Here is a 1,040-nt window from a genome sequence, read left to right as displayed (position 1 = left end):
GATGTATGGTGCCGCATGCACGGTATATTGTTAAATTCAAAAAATGTCTTTGGGTATGAAAAAAATTCATGAATGATCTGGTTAAATCACAATGCAGGGATTTCGAAGATAAACTCGAAAAAAATCGAGTTTGACTGCCGTTTTTTATTTAAAAAACGTTCCAGTTGATTTCAGAAATCCATTCCTTTCCGACTACTGTCTGCCAAGCCGCATCAAAGCGGCTGCGGTGTCCCGGCTAGCCAGTAACTCTACAGGAGTGTCGCAAATTTGTTCAATCCAATAAGGATTATAGTAAAAAACATGATGAAGGATAATCTAGTCTTATTATATATTTTAGGTAGAACCCCATTTTACAAACTGAAATTTCTATGCAGGGATTTTTTTTATGCCTTTGTACGGATTTGTTCTCGGATGTTTTCAAGTTCTTCGAGGGATAGATCCGTCAGCGAATTTTTAATTTCCTCTTCGACCCGTTTTCGGTCAAGCTCCCTATATTCGCTCCACCAATCCCGCAGCCCTTCGGTGTTTTCGAGAAGATACTCTATATCTATTTCTTCTTGCTCATCATCTGATAAATATCGCATGACTGCACCTAATAATCGATTGAGTTTAGCTGCTTCACTTTCCTTCTCAGTTGAAGCGGGGGTATCTTTCACTTCTAAATCATCTTTAGCAGGAACATTCCGAGGTGTCATAATATCCTCCTGTTTTTAATACTAGTGTGCCTAAAAAGGGCGATTTTCAATAGATGTTTTTCGTGTTTGTTGAAATTTCTTGGTAAATAAATTTCAACAAACACCTCGTTAGAATATATAAGAAATATCATCATCCTTTAATAGGTTCAAAAAGTAGTCAGTTGGTAAGGGGGAAGGATAATAAAAGGAATAGCTAATGCTATTCCTTACAGTTTGTAGACAAAAGGGGTACGGAATTAATAAAATCTGAGCCCCTTTTGAAATTTCCTCTGAATTTCGCCTAAAGTTATGAGATTGGGGCTCTACGAGCGCACTATGTTAGGCCATTTTTGGACCTCGCCATGT

1 protein-coding gene is annotated in these 1,040 nt (G+C 37.8%); it reads right to left on the bottom strand.

All coding sequences use genetic code 11. From position 1 onward, the window contains the following. Window positions 1-383: 383 nt before the first annotated feature. Entirely contained in the window at window positions 384-695 is a 312-nt protein-coding gene (locus AC1DVB_RS27500; protein ID WP_057277701.1) for a hypothetical protein, read from the bottom strand. Between the last annotated feature and the right edge of the window lie 345 nt (window positions 696-1,040).

Source organism: Peribacillus sp. P4_D6 (genome assembly GCF_056401795.1).
Note: the sequence above shows the minus strand (reverse complement) of the source record. Positions and strands in the feature narration are given on the sequence as shown.